This window comes from Roseburia zhanii, from assembly GCF_014287635.1.
In the GTDB taxonomy this organism is placed as follows: Bacteria; Bacillota; Clostridia; order Lachnospirales; family Lachnospiraceae; genus Roseburia_B; species Roseburia_B zhanii.
This window is the reverse complement of record NZ_JACOPH010000001.1, coordinates 400,588-421,246: the sequence shown is the minus strand read 5'-3', so window position 1 is coordinate 421,246 and position 20,659 is coordinate 400,588. Positions and strand designations below refer to the sequence as shown.

Here is a 20,659-nt window from a genome sequence, read left to right as displayed (position 1 = left end):
AGAGGTTAAAAAACCTCTTTTTCCCAAATCATATTTTATTTTTTGATCTTGATCTTAACAGATACTTTTTTATTTGTACCATCTGTTGATCTTGCAGTGATCGTTACAGTCTTGCCCGCTCCGGCTTTTGCTGCTTTCACAACACCCTTCTGGCTTACAGTTGCATACTTCGTATTCGAAGATGTCCATTCAAGTGTCTTATTTGCTTTCTTACCGGTTGTTGTCACTTTTGCTTTGATCGTGGCTTTTTTACCTGCTTTTATTGACTTTGGTTTTGCAGTAAATTTAATCTTCTTTACTGCATGTTTCATGATCGTAACTTTGACATCTGTTTTTACACCGCTTCCGTCTGCTGCTGTTACTGTGATCGTTACGGTCTTTCCTGCTCCGGCTTTCTTTGTTGTAATCACACCTTTTTCATTGACTGTTGCATACTTCGTATTCGAAGATTCATAAGTAACTGCGGTATTTTCTGCGTTTGTCGGTGCAGCTTCCGGTGTGATCGTCACTTTTTTGCCTGCTGCGATCTTATAACTCTTAGAAGCAGTTGTAATACTGCTTACCTTCACTGTTTCCGGTGCCGGATCCGGCATTGGTGTTGGAGCCGGTGTCTGGTTATTACTCTCTCCTCCACCATTCTGTCCGTTATCCGGCTTAGAAGTTTCTGTTTTCTTTAAGCCTGCAATTGCTGCATCTAAAGCTGCTTTTGCTCCATCTACTTCTGTCTGTGATACGATATTGCTTGCTGCAGCTGCTTTTGCTGCTGCCAATGCATCACTGAATGCTTTAAAACTTTCTGCTGTATAATCTTTTGATGTTAACTTCTCCGCTGCTTCGATTACCGCATTTAATGCACTCTTATCCGTATCAGCCGGCTCGATATAAGAAGCTTCTTCGTCTGTCAGTGCATCTGCTGCCATTAAATTCACATCATCGATAACTACCCATGCACCATTGCTGTTTCCGGTACAAGCCATACGTGTACCAATACGGATATCTGCCACATGATCGTTTACTAAAATGTTGCTGATCTTTGCCTGATAGAACCGTTTCCATACATTTGGAATCTCAAAATCTGCATCGTATCTCTTTACAGCTCCGTTTTTATAAGTTACTTCTGCAAAAAGACCTGCTTCTTCTGCGATCTCTGCAACATTTGTTCCCTGATAATAAGCAAATAATGTGTATTTCCGGCTTGGCAGATTTTCTTTTGCGATTGTCTGCTCAATCGTAAAGTCGATCGGTGATTTTGACCATGCATCAAAATATCCGTTTCCACTCTTAGCATTTCCGCCTGCACCATCAGATTTTACTTTTGCTCCGATGCTTGATGTATCGGTCAATGTCCAGCCGTTGCTGCCATCTTCAAATCCTGCATTGACTGCATAATTGGTTCCTGTTACGGTAACTGCACAAGTTGTTGTATAAGATCCTGCTGCGATCGTAAGTGTTTCACCTTTTGAATCATAAGCAAACTCATTTAAACTACCTGTGATCGTATATTCTCCAAAATCTGCTGTCTTTAATGCTTCTAACTGCTCTGCATCCCATGTAACCCCTACATTTTCTACTGTTCTGCCATCGTTTAAGTTTACATTTACAGCAGCCGGAAGATCCGGTGTGTCTTTATAATTCATGGTATAAGAAGTTGTGTCTACAGTCGATACTCTGACCGGACCATCTGCTCCTGTGTATACCCATTTGTAAACATTGATGGATGGGAGTGCTTTTCCATTAAAGTCGAACATTGCCTGATTATCCCACTGGGAACCATGTGTGGATTCATCATCATCTACACCACCGTCATACGCATCTCCTGCTTTACCAGACCATTTAGATGCCCAGCCGGAACCATATTTTTCCCATTTATCAATGTTATTTGCTAATACGGTTTCTTTATCAGCTTCGTCTGCTCCTGCATAATTCTGTGCCGGAATCCATGCCGGCTCCCAGTAGAATGTACCGATACCGGCATCTCCAACTGCGGATACTGCCGCGATCGCATCACGTACTGCTGCTGCCTGACCTTCTGCATCGATAGAATAGTTCAGTGGAGAAGTACTGCTGTTTACTACGTTCGCTGCACCATCACCATCTTCTAAAGTGCTGCAGTAAGAAACTTCTGCTACCATGACTTTCTTGTCATAAGTATCTGCGATTGTCTTTAATACGCTTGTCAGATTATCAGTACTTCCATGCCAGAAAGAATAGTAAGAAGATGCAAATACATCATAATCAATTCCTGCATCATTTAATGCTTTTGCTTTTCCAACCTGATATCCTGACTTGTGTGGATCTGCATAATGGATAGCGATCAGAATATTCTCATCAAAATCACGAACTGCTTTGGTTCCTGCTTTTAAAAGTTTTGACATATTATCCCATTTGTTCTCGCCAGCCATTCCGCCGTTGATCTCATTACCAACCTGTACCATGCCGACATCTACTCCGGCATCTTTTAACTGCTGTAAACATGCTGTTGTATATTCAGCTAATGCTTCTGCTTTTACATCAATATCCATACCAGCCCATGCCTTTGGCACTTTATATTTTGCCGGATCAGCCCAGAAATCAGAATAATGGAAATCAATAAGCACTTTCATGCCATAGCTGGTTGCGATCTTACCGATTGCTTCTGCTGTATCAATATCACAGTTTCCTGCTCCGTAACCTTCACGATATACGGTTGTACCACCTTTGGTTAAAGTGTATACAGGGAATCCGTTTGCATCTTTTGTTGTGGTTACTTTATCTTCGTTATATTCATTTCCTTCATCATCTACATAGAGATATTTTCCATCATCGTCAATACGGAATGGGCAGTTCCAGACACGGATACGGACATAGTTGACACCACCGTCTTTGAAGATCTGGAACATGTTTTCTTCTTCTCCATCTTCATTGTAGTATTTTACGCCACTCTGGATCTCACTCATATAAGTAGATACATCAACACCTTGGATGAAATCTTTGGAAAGTCCAGATACTTTCTTGACATTGATCGGTGCTTCTACTGCTGTTGCTGCATCAAATGAAACATCTTTTAATCCGTACCAGTCACCTTTTAACATTGTACCTGCAAAAGAGATCGTAACAGAATCACCTTCTGCTACTTCAATACTGTCTGCTGTTACCACATTGTCCCATGTGTTCCAGTCATCGATCGTAACATCAGCAGAAACGGTTACATCCTGTGTATCATTCTTTACAGTCATTTTTAAGCTTTTATTTGCTTTTGAAGTTGCATTTCCTACTGCTGCAACCTTTGCTGTATACGTTCCTTCTTCCAGATTCTCGATCGTCTGGCTGATGGAGAACTGCTGCCCATCATCTCCACTATTCCAGATACTTAAATAGGATGTTCCGGATTCTGTCGTATTCCAATATCCTGCTGTTTCACTTCCGGTTTCTGCTAAGGACATATCACCTGCTACTGTCCATCCGGTCGTGTTCTCTGTGAGTGCACCATTCTGTAATGTCCCATATTCTGCTGCTGCCACATCTGTCAGGCTAAAACCTGTAAAGAGTGAAACTGCAAGACAGATACAGAGTGCTGCACTGACTGCTTTCTTCCATACTTTCATACCTATGTTCCTCCTTTTTATTGTGCTGCTTTTTATAAGATTTCCGATTATTGCAATCGGTTGCGCAATTTGTAAAAAAAATTGTCGCCGATATATATCAGCAGCAACTGTTTGATAGATATAGTATATTCCGGCCAGACTATATAAAAAATACCATTTTTCACAAAAAGATACCATTTTTCACATTTCTGACCGGAATATGCTGATAATATTATTTTGTCACTTTCTTCTTCACTGTCTTACTATAGGTTCCATATACCATCTTTCCATCTGATTTCGTATACGGACGGATTCTGATATAGTAAATTTTGCCTTTCTTTAACTTCCTGATCGTATAAGTAGTCTTTTTGACAGTTACCTTTTTAGCAGATTTAAATTTCTTATTCAAGGAGTAAGAAATCTCATATCCTTTTGCACCACTTGCTTTTCTGATCTTGATCTGTAACTTCTTTCCTGATTTTGCAGTCACTTTTGATATGGATGCTTTGCCTAACTTCACCTGTGTTTTCGGTATCTCTGTCTGACTATCATCTGCGGTCGATGCATCTGCGCTTCCTGCTGTCTGACCGTTGGATGCTCCGGTTCCATTTCCGGTTGTTCCTCCACTGGTTCCGTTGTCTGTACTTCCACTTCCTCCGCTGGTTCCGTTGTCCGTACTTCCACTTCCTCCGCCGGTTCCGTTGTCTGTACTTCCACTTCCTCCGCCGGTTCCGTTGTCTGTACTTCCACTTCCTCCGCCGGTTCCGTTATCCGTACTTCCACTTCCTCCGCCGGTTCCATTATCCGTACTTCCACTTCCTCCGCCGGTTCCGTTATCCGTACTTCCACTGTCTGTATCAGAACCGGCTTTCTTTGTCCACTTTGCTGTTAATGTCATATTCTGTGTGACTGCTATTGTAAAATCAAACGCCTCTGTGGCTCCATTGATATACCAGCCTTCAAAGGTATAGCCTTCCCTTACCGGATCAGCCGGTTTTTCTACCGTACTTCCTTCTTCTACTTCAACTGCACTGACCATTGTTCCGTCTGCTGCATCAAAAGATACTGTATACTTTTGTTTTTCCGGTTCTTTTGCATATACAGTACATACAAATAATATGGTAGAAGTTTTACCTGTAGCAGTTGTGATCGTTGCTGTAAGATCTACCGTTTCATCTTTTGCACCAGCCTCTGGCAATGTGATATTTCCTGTTGCCGGATCGATCACTGTCTTATCAGATGATGCCCATGTGATACCGCTGTTACCGTAACCGGTTGCCGGTAAAGTCATTTTGTCTTTTGTGATACCAAGAGAATAACTGCCATCTGCATTTGCTGTCAGTTTTGTTGCAAGTGTACTTTCCAATGCACTGACGATATCTTCTTTTGTATATTCTGCCGGCAGGGTATTGTCCATATACTGATAGATCTCCTCTACCTGCTCTGCTTCAAGGGATGCCTGATATATACGGAGATCTTTGACATTCCCGATATAATCGTTATCACTGCCACCCCAGATGGAATTACCGATATAAGCGATCCGGTTTGTTCCAAAATCACTGACTTTGACTCCGGTATTTTTCGTTCCGATCAGTTCTCCGTCTTTATATAATGTCAGATTTGTACCATTTAATACACAAGTGATCTGTGCCCATGTATTTTTCGGATAATTACATTCTGTTGTAAATCCGCTTTCACCCTTCCAGCTGTTTTTCGTCATTACAGTCTTTAAACTTGTCTTATTGCTCGTATTTATGAGCAGATATTTATAGACATTACTCGTATTCGGGTCAGCACTTGTTCCCGAGCCGAAACTGAAAACTGCCTGATTCCTGCTCGCATCCGTTCCTGTATCTTTTGCCCAGAAAGAGATCGTCAGATTATCCTGTCCGTCAAACATGGTTGTCGGCAGGGAAATATAACTCTGTAATTTTCCGCTGCCTGTGATCGTTACACCGTTATCTCTGCTAAATGTTACGCCCTGTGCAGTTCCATCATTACCATTTGCTGAACGGTCATTTGCATTTTCGCTCAATGGATACCAGCCTGAGAGATATTTTTCTAACTGTGCTGCCGTCTTTAACTCTAATGTACCCTCTGCAGCCGCTTTTAACTTTGCAACTTCTTCCTGTACTCTTGCAGCAGTGATCGTTGGATCTGCTACTAGCTGTGTCCGCAGAGTATCCGCACTTGCTACCGCATCTGTTAACAGTTTTAAAGAATCTTCTGTATAACATTTCTTTGCCTTTGCATCTTCGCAGGTCTGTTTTACCTCTGTCAAAGTGCCATCTAAAAGTTCAAGATTTGCTGCACTGGTGCAGATATTTGTCTTAATTACTTTTCTTGCTAATTCTTCTGTGACAAAATCCATAATAATATAACCATAGGATTTTCCCTGTGTCATTTCGTAATTTGTAAATTCTGCATTGACGCTTTCTGCGATTTTCTTTGGCGTAGATGCAGGTATTCCTAATATTTTATTTCCTGCTGAACTAAGGAAATTCAAAAAATATTCATTAGCACGGTTATCTGCTCCCGGTGGATTATCCAAACCGGTCTGAACTGCCGTCCATTTATTCGACGCACTGTATTCATAACGATCCTGTACCCATAACCCGGTAAGACCGGTAACTGCCCAACGGACATATGGCGTATCCACTACATCAGAGCCACCCTGATCGCCCCAGACAAAATGCATACCGCCTTTGCTGTCACTGTAGTTATTATCATTTTTATAACGTCTTGCCAGCACGATCTTACCGCGGACATCCTTTAACGGTGATTTTCCGTTCTGTGTTGACCAGTACTGTGCATTTGCATCAATATACTTATGAACAGCAGCCTGCACCTTTGCATCTGTCGCATCTCCATTATCTTTTTTGATACTCATAATGATCGCTTCTGTCGGATGTGCATCCAGAAATGCGTAACAGTCTGACAATACCGTATCTAGATATAATTTATTACCGGCACTGTCTTTACAGGCTGTTGAACCATGCACAAGCCGGAGGTTTCCATCTGAATCCATTTCCACACGGATATCTAAAAAACGGATACCTGCAGCTAACTGCTCTGCGATCGTTTTATCCTGACATTGTGAATAATTAGATGCCTCCACGTATTTTGTTCCACTATCATGTGTTCCCGGAATATTGATCTGTGTGATCTTCAGATCGCCGTCGATCTTCGCCATCCAGTCCGTACTTGCCACGCTGTCCCACGGATCTGTCGTGTCTGCTTTTACCGGATATGTCAGACTTGTCATAACTACTGCCACGGTCATTAAAAATGCCAGCAGTCTGTTCCATTGCTTATACATCTGAAATCCTCCCTTTATCTTTTTTTAGTATATTAGTACTATTTTTAGTATAGCAAGATATGCTTCAAAATGCTAGTGGATTTTGCATATTTCCGCATAGATTTTTACTAAAAAAACAGGGAATACCACACTTTTTTACTTCTGCAGTATTCCCTGTTTACTAAAATAAATAAATTCTATTTTATAATTTCCAGATGTCCTCATTGTACTGTGCGATCGTACGGTCTGATGAGAAAAATCCTGCCTTACTGATATTGACAAGCATCTTCTCTGCCCACGCCTTACGGTCTTCATAATCTTTTAATGCCTGCTCTTTTTCCGCTTTGTAAGATTTTAGATCGAGCAGTGTCATAAACCAGTCTTTATTTAACAATTCGTTGTATAAACGCTCTAAATTTTCCCGCTGTCCGATTGCAAGCAGTTCGTCGCTGACAATAAAATCGACTGCACGTTTGATCGTTTCATCTTCCTCATAAAACTTCTTTGATACATAATCTGCTTTTGCATAATGCTCAATGATCTGATCGCTGGATTCCCCGAAAATATAGATATTTTCTTTTCCGACAAGATCTGCGATCTCCACATTTGCCCCATCCATCGTTCCAAGGGCAACGGCTCCATTTAACATAAACTTCATGTTACTTGTACCGCTTGCTTCTTTAGAAGCTAAAGAGATCTGCTCATGGATATCTGCTGCCGGGATCAGTTTTTCTGCTAAAGTCACGTTATAATTTTCTACCATAACAACTTTTAAATATGGCGATACTTCCGGATCGTTATTTATCAACTGCTGTAAGCAGAGGATCAGATGGATGATGTCTTTTGCGATAATATATGCCGGTGCTGCCTTTGCCCCAAATAAAACAGTGATCGGTGTCTGCGGCTTTTTTCCTTCTTTGATCTCGAAATATTTCATAATGACATATAATGCATTCATCTGCTGTCGTTTGTACTCATGCAGACGTTTGATCTGAATATCGAAAATTGAATTTTCGTCAATATCGATGCCCTGCGTACGTTTTAAATAATTCTTCAGTTCTAATTTGCAATCTGCTTTCACACCAAGCAGACGGTTTAAAACAGCTTCATCTTTTGTGTAAGAAGCTAATTTTTCTAATTCCATCGCATCTTTTTTAAATCCTGCTCCGATCAGTTCTTCGATCAGTGCGGCAAGTTCTGGATTACAGTGTAACAGCCAGCGGCGGAACGTGATACCATTTGTCTTGTTATTGAATTTTTCCGGATAAATCTGATAAAAATTATGAAGTTCTGCATTTTTTAAGATCTCTGTATGCAGATAAGCCACACCATTGACACTGAATCCGTAATGGATATCAATATGTGCCATATGCACACGTTTTTCATCGTCGATGATATAGACGGATTTATCCTTATATTTATTCATCACACGGCTGTTTAATTCATAAATGATCGGCATTAACTGTGGTACTGCTTTTTCCAAATAATATACCGGCCATTTTTCCAATGCTTCTGCAAGGATCGTATGATTCGTATACGCACAGGTCTTTGTCACGATCTCGATTGCTTCATCGATCAGGATTCCACGTTCCATCAACAGACGGATCAGTTCCGGTATTACCATGGTCGGGTGTGTATCATTGATCTGGATAACTGCATAGTCGAAAAGATCATGCAGGTTACTTCCACGTTTCACTGCTTCATCTAAGATCAGTCTTGCACCACTGCTGACCATGAAATACTGCTGGTATACACGCAGCATACGTCCTTTCTCATCACTGTCATCAGGATATAAAAACAGTGTCAGGTTCTTTGCGATATCTTCTTTATCAAAGGAAATATTATCATTGCTTACAATGCTTTCATCGACTGTTTCCACGTCAAATAAATGCAGTTTTGTCGTTCTGTTATCGTAACCGGTCACATCGATATCATACATTCTGGAATTTAATGTAAATCCGCCGAAAGAAATCGGATATACCACATCGGTCTTTGTCAGCCAGCTTTCTTTTTCCATCCATGGATTTGGTGTTTCATGCTGTAAATTATTTACAAATACCTGTTTAAACAGTCCGTAATGATAATTTAATCCGACACCATCTCCATGCAGTCCGAGTGTTGCGATCGAATCTAAAAAGCAGGCTGCCAATCTTCCAAGTCCACCATTTCCTAACGATGGTTCCGGCTCTGCTTCTTCGATCTCACTTAAATTTTTGCCATTTTCTGCTAACAATGTTTTGACATCATCATAGATTCCAAGATTGATCAGATTGTTTGACAATAATTTTCCGATCAGAAATTCTGCGGAAATATAATAGAGTTTTTTCTTTCCCTGCTCACTTTCTTTTGCTTTTGCCAGTCCCTTTGTCATTTCAAGAAGCGCAAAATAAAGTTCTTTGTTGCTGCAATCTTTGATTTCTTTGTTACACCTGTTTTTTACGATTTCCTGTAAATCCATAATTTTCCCTCCAATAAAAAATTCATTTGATATTGTCATTATAATGCCAGGATTTTATTTTTTCTTGTAATATTCTGTAGAAAAGTAGTACAATACTATCATCTTAATCCTATACATGAAAGGCTGTTGCGATGAATATTTTAGAATATGAAAATTATCAGGAAAAAAAATCACATGAAAACAAAGGTTTTCCTTACATCACGTATCTATGCTCGATCCCGCTTGATTTTACGCTGGTTCCGCTGCACTGGCATGATGAGATCGAACTGATCTATATTAAAAAAGGCTGTGGCACGATCACTGTAGATCTTGAAAGTTATGTAGCAGATGCAGGTACGCTTGCACTGATCCTGCCGGGGCAGCTTCACTCGATCAGCCAGCATGAGAAGGATTCATTTGAATATGAAAATATCATTTTTCATCCGAATATCTTACTCTCAAAACAGACTGATGAATGTACCAAAGAATTTTTCCTGCCACTCCTTGCAAATGAGATCTCCCTGCCAGCGTTTATCACACCTTCCTTAAAAAACTATAAAGAAATCGTTTCCTGTATTGACGAAGCAGACGAAATCTGTAAAACTTATCCTAAAGCTTATCAATTTGCCTTAAAAAGCCAGCTTTTCCGTTTTTTTTATCTGCTCATCTCCACTTGCAGCACTACCGTATCCCACAAAAAAGATCGCAGAACACTTGACAAAATGAAGCAGATTATTAAATATATAGAATGTAACTATATGGAAAAAATCACAATTACCGATATTGCAAATGAAGCAGGTTTTAGTTCCTCACATTTTATGAAGTATTTTAAAAATACAATGGGGACTTCTTTTATTGAATATCTGAATGAGTACCGTCTGACAATGGCATCCCGCCTGTTACTTTCCTCAGACGCTTCGATCTTAGATATTGCCAATGAAGTAGGATTTGACAACCTTTCCTATTTTAACCGCCTGTTTAAAAAACGGTTTTTGACCACACCAAGTAATTACAGAAAGTTGAGGTAAATTTTCTTGAATCCAGCATCTATTACCCAGTTGATTTTTCTTGTTGTCCTGCTGTGTTTATCTGCATTTTTTTCTTCCGCAGAAACAGCCTTCACGACAGCTAACCGCATCCGTATGCGGACTTTAGCAGAGGCGGGCAGTAAACGTGCCGGCCGTGTACTTACGATCACCGATAATATGCACAAAATGCTCAGTGCCATCTTGATCGGTAACAACATCGTCAACCTCTCCGCATCTTCGATCGCCACAACACTTGCGATCAAGCTGTTTGGAAGTGTCGGTGCCGGTATCGCAACCGGTATTTTAACAGTATTGATCTTAATCTTCGGTGAGATTTCCCCGAAAACATTTGCTACGACCTATGCGGATAAGATCGCACTTGCCTATTCGCCCATTATCTATGGGTTCATGTACCTCTTAACGCCATTGATCTTTATTATTAACTGGCTTTCCATGGGTTTTTTAAAACTGCTTCATATAAATCCGGATCAGGAAAAAGCTGCCATGACTGAGGAAGAATTTAAAACGATCGTAGATGTCAGCCATGAGAGCGGTGTCTTAGAAAATTCAGAACACGAAATGATCAATAATATGTTTGATTTTAGCGATTCACAGGCAAAAGAGATCATGATCCCAAGAATTGATATGACGTTTGCCAGACTAGACTGTACTTATGATGAACTGATCGATATTTTCAGGGAAGATAAATTTACAAGACTTCCGGTCTATGAAGATTCGACGGACAACGTCATCGGTATTATCAATATGAAAGATCTCCTGCTCTGCGATGATAAAGTCCATTTTCATGTCTGTGACCTGATGCGTGAACCATATTTTACATATGAGCAGAAAAATACTTCTGAATTATTCTTAGAAATGCAGAAAAATTCCATCAACATTGCGATCGTCCTTGATGAATATGGTGTAACCGCCGGAATGATCACATTAGAAGACTTATTAGAGGAGATCGTTGGTGAGATCCGCGATGAATATGACGCCGATGAAGAAGACGATCTTGTAAAGATCAATGAAAGAGAATATTATATCAAAGGTTCCATGAATTTAGAGGACTTATGTGACGAATTAGATCTGCCTTTCCGTTCAGAAGATTATGATACGGTCGGCGGTTATCTGATCGGTCTGCTCGATCATCTTCCTGAAAAAAATGAGATTGTGATCACCGATGAAGATATTCTCCTGCGAGTGGATAAAATGGATAAAAACCGTATTGAACGCATCTATATGAAACTTCCGGCACCAAAAGACGCTGATCAATAAATGACAGCAGTACAAAAAACTTGTATGGAATTTATAAAAAAGCCATCTGCAATCTACGCAAATGGCTTTTTTCTGATCGGAAAAATCAATTTATATGTTTCCCTCTCATCCAATTCTGCAACAACCATAAAACACAACCCAGACCACACCATATGATCGCACTGCAGACAGCATATGCTGCCCGCACATCTACGAACAGAAGCAAGATCCCTGCGATCATTTCTACAGCTAACATCTGCCTTGCCTGAATCTTTATCTTTGCTTTCTGCTCTGATCCTAATACTTTATTCTCGGATTCTAATGGTGCGTTTACATAAATCACACCTGATGCTAAAAGCATCAGCCCCATTGTGATCCATGTCTGAAACGGTACTTTCAACTTAACCCATAACAAAGCAAGTACTAATACAATACAAGAAAATAAAAAGCATGTCTTATATCCGGGAGCATGATAACCGCCTGCCTCCTGCCGTAATAAGATGAATGCGATCAGAAATATGATACAATCTAAGGGCATCCCCATAAGTATACCGATCACGATACTGCATACAATATTAATCAGATAGATCATTGCCGTATGTAATGCAAAAAGATATACTTCCCTGTCTTCATTGCTGATATTTCCGTTTTTTTCGAGTATTACTACGATTTTTTGAAAAAGTTTTTCCATAATGCCTTTGTCTATTTAGAAAACTTTTTCAGATTTTCCGGTACTTCTGGCTGATAGAACATGAAATAGCAGCATTTTGAAGCCATTCCGGCTGCAACAAGTGTTAATGCAAATGTTGTAATACTGCACATATGTTTTTTAACAAACTCTCTTACCATTTTTATATACCTCCCTTTTTTGGTCAGTATAACATGTAAAAAAGCCCTGTGCCTGTCCATGTAACTTTTTACCGGTTTATCGGTAATATTTTATTATGTGTAACTATTCAGAACCCCTTAGAATCATAAAAATTGATACGTCATGCTTGCATGTAAGCAGCAGTTTTTATGATTCGCAAGGTGGTTCGAATAGAGCTGCCGCCCCATATATGAGCAAAATAGCTGCAAAGCAGCGGTAAAGCACGATTTATCGTGCGGTTTTGCAAATATATGGGTAGGGTTTTGAATAGTTACTATTATGTACAAATATCAAACAGCAGTACCTTGATCGTAAATCTCTGTGCCTCATCAGAGATGTCCATCTCGCCATGATAATTTTCCACAATACTCCTTATGATCTTAAGTCCGAAGCCATGTTGTTTCTTTTCCTGCTTTGTTGTGAGATATTTTCTGCCGGATCTTACACGTATTCCCTCATAAGGATTTGAAACTTCGATATAAAGATTTTTCCCATCTACACGTATCTGAAGATGTATCACTTTATCATCCGGCACACTTTTTACCGCTTCGATCGCATTATCAAGCAGATTTCCTAAACAGATATACATATCCTCGGTATGTATTTTTGTATCACTTGGAATCGCAAGTGCCGCCTCTATGGAAATCCCATCTCTTGCAGCAATCTCTGCCTTATAATTGATCAGACTGTCAAAATAGAAATTACCGGTATTCGCTGCCTTCTGCCTGCCCTGTAATTTCTCTAATACATTCTGATAACAAAGTTTCAATTCCTGATAATTTTCCTGTTCTAAATACATCTGCTCGATCAGGTAACGCTCTTTTAAGTTATGGCGGAACTCGCTTAATTCCTGCCACACTCCTCTGTTTTCTTCATACTGCCGCACATAATATCTGCTCTGCTCCTGCAGCATGGCTTCACGCGTCTTTTCTTCTGTCCTCATACGCACCTGATCGTACAGGTAATAGGTAAAAATATTGACCAGCATGACCATGCCGACAGCGATAAAATCCAAAACACTGTTGAGGGAATATTGTCTGTTAAATAATGCTATCAATATAAAAATACTGCCGCCCGGAATCATAAAGATCTCGATCCAGTCTTGTATATTCCACTCAATATCCCTGCGTTCTAAAATCAGCAGAATCAAAAGTTTGATAAATACAAATAATACCAGCCTTGAAATGATCGTCAGCAGATAATTCTGGTTCATACTGTCAATATGAAAACTGCTCTTATGGGTTACAAGTATCCAGCCATAATATGTCAAAAACTCAGATAAGACACCTCCGATCGCCATAAATGCGGTTACTGCTGCAATCGTCCTTCTCGAATCCGTATATAAAATACGCAGGGTCAGATAGAAAAGTGTCAGAAAAACGATCGTATTCTCCCACGCAGTTTTAGAAACAAAGTAGGTCATATAATTAGACAGAGCAAAAAATCCTCCCCATGCCAATACTTCGATATCCCATCGTGTATCTCGTCTATGCAGGACTTTCTGGGTGAAGATCCTCTGCATGACCAATGCAAAAAACTCAATGATAACAATCAAAATTTTCCACAACATCTAGCATTTCCTCATAATTTCCATATAGTATTCTTTGACTCCACTACGGTACTTTGGTCCGATATTCAATGCTGCCCCATCATTCATAATGATCTTGTCATACCGGAACTCTTTGATATAACGTGCATTTATCAGATAGGATTTACTAACCCGTATAAATTTTATATTTGATGTAGTAAGTTCCTGCTCGATCTCGTCTAACTTTCTGTAAAATGAACAGTTCTCCTCTGCTCCGTGAATGATGACCTCACGTTTTCTACTCTCAAAATAACGTATCTCCCTGATTGGAACTTTATGCATCACTTTTTTATAGGTATACTGAAATACTTCATCACGTACATTCTCGACTTCGATTGCCTTTTTCAATATATGCTCTAACTGATCTTCCTCAACCGGCTTATCTATAAATGCAAATGGCTGTACACTGATCATTTCTTTACAATACTGATCGTATAGGGAGATAAAGATCAGAATTACGCTGTAGTCCCTGTCACGTATCTTCCTTGCTGTTTCCACGCCATTCATGCCCTGCATTTCCATATCCATAAGAAGAATATCCATGCTGCCTTTCTGGTCGATCTCGCATAATAATTCTTCACCACTTAAAAAACATCTGATTTCCGCATTGATCCCAATCCTCTGCATGATGCGGGCTGTCATTTTCTTGTGTACCTGCAGTACTTCTCTGAAATCATCACATATGCCTATTCTTATCATATTATCTAAAAACCTCACATAATCTCCACTTTCAATTGCAATGATTATGTCATCTGACCCTCATTTCATTAGTATTATAGCAGATACATTTGCTTTTTCAATCCTAACCAAATGGATAGATTCCGCATTTTGCACATTGACAGCTGCCATTTGCAGGCTTATGCTGGGTCTAATATACTATGCTCTAAAAAAGCAATAAAATCCTCTTTTGCTTCTTCTAATGGTTTATCATTGTTATAGATATAATCATAGGTATAGTTTTCTACATTATCATCTGACGCATTTCCCCAGTTCTCTGCTTCACTGTTCCGACGGATCAATAACGCTGCACAAGGCAGTTCCACACATTTTCTGAACTTATCAATCTCTTCTCCTTCTCTGATATGTACAAACAGAATCTGCGCAGAACTTTCTTTAAATTTCTTATATTCATTTTCCAGATACTGACATGGCAGATCATTATACTCTACAAAGATCTGTTTTAGATCTGCTAAAAATTTTCTGGACTTTGCATCTTTTTCCCCATTCCAGCCATTTGCTTTTGCGATCTCCTTGATCGGCGTGATCGCTGAAATATTCATGGTATCATATACTTCACCGGCAAAATCACACAATGTATCTTTTCCTGCTCCACCGTTTCCATTTATAATGATCACTATTTTTTTCATACTGTATTTTCCTTTGTTTATTTTTTTATTTACGATAGATCAAACACGAATTGCTCCGCTGCCATGCAGCTCACGCAATTCTACACCCATTCAAAATCCGCTGATTTTCCAAGAAAAATCGCTACTTCCTCATGTGTGAGCGGGTCAACAAGCCAGAATTCTTATCCTGCAAGCAGGAACGATTTCTGACTTGCTGACCCTTGTATTATATCATATTATAACATGGGATAACAGTATACCGTTACCCTATCTGATCATAAAAAGCAAACACTTCCTTAAGATATGGTTCTAACTGTTCATTGATATTCCGGCTGATCTCATGTCTGGAATCCACGACCACCTTATGCCCATCTGCAATGTGGGACAAAAACTGATCCTGTTCTTTATTTCTGACAAAAGCATCCCGTTCTGCCTGAAATAAGAGCACCGGTATCCTGATCTTTGCAGCATTTTTAGGTGCAACTGCTTTCCTTGCAGCACGTACAGCCGCCCTTGCCCAGCTGTAACTTGCATAACTGTTCTGGTATTCTTCATGCGTTGCACGTATGGAACGATAATAGCTGTGTCGTGCCCTCGAATCACAGCCACAGGTTTCAAACGGCTCTATTGGGTCAAAATCCCCCATGGTAAAGAGTTTTTCTCTCCTTTTTCCAAACAAGATTGCAAGATCACAGAGCAGCAATGCTGCAAAATCCGGTATATTTCCATTGTTGATCCCAAGCATCGGTGCATTTAAAACGGCTTTTGCAATAACCCCCGGGTATTCTTCTAAATACAATGTGCTGATACAGCCACCCATGGAATGGGCATATAAATACAGCGGTTTTCCCTGACTTTTTGGTACTGCAATCTTCTGTATCATATGATGCATATCGGAAACATACTGTGAAAAATCTCCGATATGCACCATTTTAAGATCATCCGTTTCTCGAAGTGACTTTCCATGCCCCCTCACGTCCCAGATGATGACCTGATAACCCATCTGATGCATATAATAGATCAGTTCGTGATATTTCACACAAGATTCTGTATAACCATAACAGATCACGATCGTAGCCTTACACTCCTGCTGTCTGTAAAATTCATAATACAGACCATTTTCATATCCGGCTTCTACGATCTTGCCTAAATATGGTTCTACGGTCCTCTGCATCATTTCTTCGTATTTTTCTTCACTGATACAGCCGGCAAATCCGTTTTCTGTTTTATTTTCCATAAACATCCCTCACTCCTGCGATCAACAATTCCACAAATAATTCTATTTTCCGTTTCTCATTTACATTTAAATCTGTTGAGAGCAGACTTCCCGCTGCCTGTTTCTGCATCAGTCCAAAAATTCCATTCGTGATCGTATAATACAGTTCTAAGGTATCTGCTTTGTTAGCAATGCTCCCATCCTCTTTTCCTTTTTCGATCGCTTCGCACAGATACGGTCTTAACGCATCTACTGCTTCTTCATATTCTTTTAACTGCTCTTTTTGTACCTGATGTGACAGTAAAAATACATCAAGATCATGGATCAGCCGGAAAGCTGCCCGCTCATTTTCATAAAACCGGCAGGCTGCCCGCATCACCCATTCCACCTGCTGTATTCCAGATACTTTCCGGAAATCTTCTGTATTTGTTTCTGCTTCAAAAAAATCTGCTGCCATATGCCAGAATTTTTTCCCACATTCTAACACAAGCGTTTCTTTATTAGAAAAATAACGGTATACGGTCGCTTCTCCAAATGCTGCCTCTTTTGCTATATCCGAAATAGAAGCTGCCTCCATGCCCTTTTTTGAAAAACAGATAAATGCCACATCTATCATCTGCTCTTTTCGTCGTTCGTTTTCTGTCTGCCGTTCTTTTTTCCGAATTTCTTTTAACTCCATCGTTACTCCGTTTCTGCGATCACCTGATCGATCTTTTTCTCATTATAAAAGATCAAAATACAGCCACCGATCAATGCTAATGCACTTGAAGCTGCTGCCACGATCCGGTAACCCATGCCATTTGTGCCGATTGTTGCAAGTGCCGTAAATAAAAGCATGGATACACTCTGACCTAATTTAAAGGCAAATGTACGTGCCGCATAGAACATGCCTTCCCTGTTTTCTCCGGTTTTCTTTGCATCACTTTCAGAAATATCTGCTACCATTGCCTGTGGCAGGATCCCAAAGATCGCCATTGGAAAAGCTGCAACGGCAACAAGGATAAAGCCCTGTGCAGCTGCCGGAATCTTAAGCGCACTTCCCATTAAAGCAGTATAACCAAAACAACATGCAAAGATCATAAATGCCAGCAGCACTAATTTTTTCTTGCCTAACCGTTTTGTAAGCAGGTTGACCGGCACATAGAATACCAGTGATAATGCTGTCATTGCCACGAAAAAGATCGTAGACATATTTTCCGGCAGTTTTAAAAGAGAAGTTACAAAAAACGGCAGTCCTGTCTGGAACATCGTAAGACCGATCCAGTAAAAGATATCAGAAGCCACAAACAGTCGGAACTCCCTGTTTTTAAATGTCTTTATCAGGGAAGAAAATGCAGTCCCCTCTGCCGGCTGTGAATGTACGTAGTCTTTTTCCCTGATCGCAAAAACCGGAATCTGCATACAGATGAATGCGATCACTGCGAGTCCCGCAAAGGTGATCCGCATAGCTAAGATACGTCCAAATTGCGGTTCTAACATTCCCCAGATAACCGGTGCCACATATGCAAATGCCGTTCCTACGATAAATGTCAGTGAGATCGCAGTACTGATGGAAAGACGTTCCTGCTGGTTATGTCCTAATTCCGGTATCAATGCATTAAACGGTGTGCAGTATGCAGTGATCGCTAAATAGTAACACAAGATAAAGATCAAAAGCCATGTCACATTCCATGCGCTGATATGACCTACCGGTGCACAAAATACCATAACCGTTGATACTGCTAACGGTAACGATGACCATTTTAAAAATGGTATCCGTCGTCCTGATGCAGACTTGCACCGATCTGATAATGATGCGATCCACGGATCTGTTACTGCATCAAATATCCGTCCTAATGCGGTGATCGCCCCAATGATCGTAAATACAGATAACAATACCCTCCCCTGTGGAATGAATATCGTCTGTCCGGCTGCCTGTGCTGCCTCGTCCGGCTGGTAAAAATATACCAGCCAGTTCGAAATAAGACCTGAAAGCATTGCCCATCCTAACTGCCCCATCGCTAACAGCCATATCCTGCCTTTCGATAATGATTTCATATAAATCCCTCCTGATAATTATACATGATAGTTTCACTATCTTTGTGATAGTTGTACTATCATTATAGTTTGCAGGTGCATTTTATGCAAGTAAATAAGCGTCATCATTTCTCACAAAAATGATAACGCTTATTTGGCTATATTGCAGTGATATTTATTTCTTTATTTTTATTTTGACAGATTTGCTCCATGCACTGTAAAGTTTGCTGTTACCCGATGCTGCATATGCCCGCACACGGACATAATAGGTTTTCTTTTTCTTCAAACCTCTTATTATTTTTAATGACGATCCCCTTGATACATTGACCGTCTTTTTACTCTTGGTAAATTTCTTATTCTGTGCATACTGGATCTGATAACCGGATATCTTCTGCTGTCTGGACCAGGATACCTTGATCTTCCTGCCCCATAAATTAGAAACCTTTACCCTGGTTACTTTTGTGGGTTTCTGTACAGCCTGTGTACTGCTGTTTTTATTACTGCTTGAACTATTTCCGGTTTTATTCTTATTCGATGTGCTGCCGGTCTGGCTTTTATTCTGCGATGAACTGCTGCCCCACCATGACGGCTCCCGATATGGAGGTTCTTCATCTGCCGGCAGGATCGTATATGAAACGGTTTGTGTTCCCATAAAATAATCTTTACCTGTGACATCTACATAAGCAGTTCCCTCTGTATAATAATCTCTAAAATCGAAAGTATAGTCCTCTCCGTATACTAATTTTTTCCCATTATAATATACAGATACTTTCGGTGTGTAAGGCTGCATATGATTACTGTTGATGCATTTAAAGGTATACTGTGACAATCTGATATCAAAATCCTCTGCATAAACAGGTCCGCTATATTCATAATCATCAAGCCTGTTCAGATCAAGTGAATAAAATAACAGTGATTTATTATTTGCAGTTACATACCAGAGTAAACGATTATCCGATGTCACGATCGGCTTGCAGTCAGACAGTCTTGCCTTGATCCGATGGATTTTTCCCTCGATTGTTCCATCCGGTGTCATTTTTGCAATCCTTGTTGTATAAACCTCACTGCCACGTTCTGTGTAAAGTTCTTCCCACAGAATATAATATCCATCTGCCACTTTTACAATATGCGGCGTTCTGACTGTAATACCATCTTCTTTTGTATAATTGGTCAGGAACTTAAATTGAGGGGCAGTTTCCCAGTTTGTATCCTGCGTAATGACAAATATATTTCTATGGGTGGTTTCATCATTAGCATTTGTTACTGCTGCATCCTGAACCACAGAATTCCCAATCACAAGCAGTGTATCCCCCATCAATTCAAAGCCACCCAAAGATACACCTGTATAGGCTTGACCATAACCACCAATCATCTGCATAAGAAAAACCCTGTCATTGCTCATCCACCATGTATGCTCATCCTCCGGCTGTTTGTAAACAGAATTTCTCGCCACGACAACAGCCCTCGGAGCTCCATCACCTAAATCTAACCGATATATATAATCCCCATCCGTAAGGATATATTGATCAAGAGAATGGGAAACCCAGTCACCGCCTGCTGCATTCATCACACATTCCATACTTTCTTCATCGACTGCATAGGTAAGATTCGCCTGATGGTGTTTCACCATACCCGGATCCTTCGACTGATCCCAGTAGAGCAGACGCGAGGTATGGATATACAGAATGCCTTCATTCTCTGTCATACGCACAGCACCATTTTCAAAAGGATCATATACACCCAAGGTTAAATTTCCGGCGGTGATACTGCACTGCCCGAGTTTATTCCATTCATCATCATATTTTACAACACGTACTACTTCTTTTTTATCATCTTCCCCATAGTTAGGCTGTCCATATACGATATAACGAGCATTTTCTCCTTTGTAATAGCCACCAAACTTTTTTAATTCAAAATCAATCGTTTTCGTAGAAAGCAGCTTATAATCTACACTGTATGTTTCAATATAAACTTTATCATCAGCTGCCTCAATACGACGATAGCCGCCTTCTTCGGTTTCTTCTAAATAAGATATGATACCA

Annotated in this window: 14 protein-coding genes; 2 read left to right on the top strand and 12 right to left on the bottom strand. The window is 40.1% G+C overall.

What is annotated here, in order from left to right; all coding sequences use genetic code 11:
• Positions 1–35 precede the first annotated feature (35 nt).
• The 3 genes from H8S17_RS01905 to H8S17_RS01895 all read right to left on the bottom strand — a co-directional run bounded on the left by H8S17_RS01905 (position 36) and on the right by H8S17_RS01895 (position 9,319).
• Complete coding sequence (locus tag H8S17_RS01905; RefSeq protein WP_186865990.1) at positions 36–3,584, bottom strand: glycosyl hydrolase 53 family protein; 3,549 nt, start codon at positions 3,582–3,584, stop codon at positions 36–38.
• 211 nt (positions 3,585–3,795) lie between these two features.
• Complete coding sequence (locus H8S17_RS01900; RefSeq protein WP_186865989.1) at positions 3,796–6,882, bottom strand: phosphatidylinositol-specific phospholipase C domain-containing protein; 3,087 nt, start codon at positions 6,880–6,882, stop codon at positions 3,796–3,798.
• Between the two features lie 181 nt (positions 6,883–7,063).
• On the bottom strand, positions 7,064–9,319 hold the full coding sequence (locus tag H8S17_RS01895) for a glycogen/starch/alpha-glucan phosphorylase (RefSeq protein WP_186865988.1): 2,256 nt from the start codon (positions 9,317–9,319) through the stop codon (positions 7,064–7,066).
• Positions 9,320–9,450: 131 nt separating this feature from the next.
• Between H8S17_RS01895 and H8S17_RS01890 the strand changes: the two genes are divergently transcribed.
• Together H8S17_RS01890 and H8S17_RS01885 are read left to right on the top strand one after the other, a co-directional pair.
• Positions 9,451–10,326, top strand: a complete 876-nt coding sequence (locus H8S17_RS01890) for an AraC family transcriptional regulator (RefSeq protein ID WP_186865987.1) — start codon at positions 9,451–9,453, stop codon at positions 10,324–10,326.
• Between the two features lie 6 nt (positions 10,327–10,332).
• On the top strand, positions 10,333–11,604 hold the full coding sequence (locus H8S17_RS01885) for an HlyC/CorC family transporter (protein WP_186865986.1): 1,272 nt from the start codon (positions 10,333–10,335) through the stop codon (positions 11,602–11,604).
• Between the two features lie 85 nt (positions 11,605–11,689).
• Here the strand turns inward: H8S17_RS01885 and H8S17_RS01880 are convergent, their stop codons facing one another.
• From H8S17_RS01880 to H8S17_RS01840, 9 genes are all read right to left on the bottom strand, one after another.
• Positions 11,690–12,274, bottom strand: a complete 585-nt coding sequence (locus H8S17_RS01880; protein WP_186865985.1) for an accessory gene regulator ArgB-like protein — start codon at positions 12,272–12,274, stop codon at positions 11,690–11,692.
• 11 nt (positions 12,275–12,285) lie between these two features.
• On the bottom strand, positions 12,286–12,432 hold the full coding sequence (locus H8S17_RS01875) for a cyclic lactone autoinducer peptide (protein WP_186865984.1): 147 nt from the start codon (positions 12,430–12,432) through the stop codon (positions 12,286–12,288).
• Positions 12,433–12,728: 296 nt separating this feature from the next.
• Positions 12,729–14,021: a sensor histidine kinase gene (locus tag H8S17_RS01870; protein WP_243237932.1), complete on the bottom strand. Its 1,293-nt coding sequence runs from the start codon at positions 14,019–14,021 to the stop codon at positions 12,729–12,731.
• Positions 14,022–14,738 carry a LytR/AlgR family response regulator transcription factor gene (locus tag H8S17_RS01865; RefSeq protein WP_186865983.1) on the bottom strand — a complete coding sequence of 239 codons (717 nt, stop codon included), beginning with the start codon at positions 14,736–14,738 and terminating at the stop codon, positions 14,022–14,024.
• Positions 14,739–14,896: 158 nt separating this feature from the next.
• Positions 14,897–15,406, bottom strand: coding sequence for a hypothetical protein (locus tag H8S17_RS01860; protein WP_186865982.1), 510 nt, complete (start codon positions 15,404–15,406; stop codon positions 14,897–14,899).
• 241 nt (positions 15,407–15,647) lie between these two features.
• Positions 15,648–16,622: an alpha/beta fold hydrolase gene (locus tag H8S17_RS01855; RefSeq protein ID WP_186865981.1), complete on the bottom strand. Its 975-nt coding sequence runs from the start codon at positions 16,620–16,622 to the stop codon at positions 15,648–15,650.
• Positions 16,612–17,280, bottom strand: a complete 669-nt coding sequence (locus H8S17_RS01850) for a TetR/AcrR family transcriptional regulator (protein WP_186865980.1) — start codon at positions 17,278–17,280, stop codon at positions 16,612–16,614. The genes H8S17_RS01855 and H8S17_RS01850 overlap by 11 nt, the downstream gene beginning before the upstream one ends.
• 2 nt (positions 17,281–17,282) lie before the next feature.
• Positions 17,283–18,638, bottom strand: coding sequence for an MFS transporter (locus H8S17_RS01845; protein WP_186865979.1), 1,356 nt, complete (start codon positions 18,636–18,638; stop codon positions 17,283–17,285).
• A 154-nt stretch (positions 18,639–18,792) separates the two neighbouring features.
• Positions 18,793–20,361 (bottom strand): fibronectin type III domain-containing protein, encoded by a 1,569-nt coding sequence (locus H8S17_RS01840; RefSeq protein ID WP_186865978.1) that lies wholly within the window; start codon positions 20,359–20,361, stop codon positions 18,793–18,795.
• Positions 20,362–20,659: the final 298 nt, after the last annotated feature.

Bases quoted from the DNA above. Each gene is read 5' to 3' on its own strand.
- H8S17_RS01855 (WP_186865981.1), bottom strand. From the start codon at position 16,622: ATGGAAAATAAAACAGAAAACGGATTTGCCGGCTGTATCAGTGAAGAA.
- H8S17_RS01845 (WP_186865979.1), bottom strand. From the start codon at position 18,638: ATGAAATCATTATCGAAAGGCAGGATATGGCTGTTAGCGATGGGGCAG.
- H8S17_RS01895 (WP_186865988.1), bottom strand. From the start codon at position 9,319: ATGGATTTACAGGAAATCGTAAAAAACAGGTGTAACAAAGAAATCAAA.
- H8S17_RS01900 (WP_186865989.1), bottom strand. From the start codon at position 6,882: ATGTATAAGCAATGGAACAGACTGCTGGCATTTTTAATGACCGTGGCA.
- H8S17_RS01875 (WP_186865984.1), bottom strand. From the start codon at position 12,432: ATGGTAAGAGAGTTTGTTAAAAAACATATGTGCAGTATTACAACATTT.
- H8S17_RS01865 (WP_186865983.1), bottom strand. From the start codon at position 14,738: ATGATAAGAATAGGCATATGTGATGATTTCAGAGAAGTACTGCAGGTA.
- H8S17_RS01860 (WP_186865982.1), bottom strand. From the start codon at position 15,406: ATGAAAAAAATAGTGATCATTATAAATGGAAACGGTGGAGCAGGAAAA.
- H8S17_RS01870 (WP_243237932.1), bottom strand. From the start codon at position 14,021: ATGTTGTGGAAAATTTTGATTGTTATCATTGAGTTTTTTGCATTGGTC.
- H8S17_RS01905 (WP_186865990.1), bottom strand. From the start codon at position 3,584: ATGAAAGTATGGAAGAAAGCAGTCAGTGCAGCACTCTGTATCTGTCTT.
- H8S17_RS01850 (WP_186865980.1), bottom strand. From the start codon at position 17,280: ATGGAGTTAAAAGAAATTCGGAAAAAAGAACGGCAGACAGAAAACGAA.
- H8S17_RS01890 (WP_186865987.1), top strand. From the start codon at position 9,451: ATGAATATTTTAGAATATGAAAATTATCAGGAAAAAAAATCACATGAA.
- H8S17_RS01880 (WP_186865985.1), bottom strand. From the start codon at position 12,274: ATGGAAAAACTTTTTCAAAAAATCGTAGTAATACTCGAAAAAAACGGA.